This window comes from Cupriavidus sp. 8B (genome assembly GCF_054589115.1).
This window is the reverse complement of the sequence record NZ_BAAILO010000563.1, coordinates 1-209: the sequence shown is the minus strand read 5'-3', so window position 1 is coordinate 209 and position 209 is coordinate 1. Positions and strand designations below refer to the sequence as shown.

Annotated in this window: 1 pseudogene; it reads left to right on the top strand. The window is 66.0% G+C overall.

Annotated features, from left to right (window positions below):
* Window positions 1–209: pseudogene (locus ACYP5B_RS48855) on the top strand (hypothetical protein); the annotation flags it as partial.

The window sequence follows — 209 nt, the reverse complement described above, 5'->3', positions numbered from 1 at the left end:
GGCTCGGTGCACACCTTCTACACCCCCGAGGACAACACCGAGGACACGATCACCATCGCCTGGATCGAAGGCGCGCAAGTGAGCTTCAACGAGGACGGCACGTTCCACTCGCTCAATGACGCGCTCTCGATCCAGTACGCGATCCAGACTCTCGCGGCGGCGCGCGGCATCGGACCGGTGCCCTACGTCCGCGGCAACGGCGCCGACGT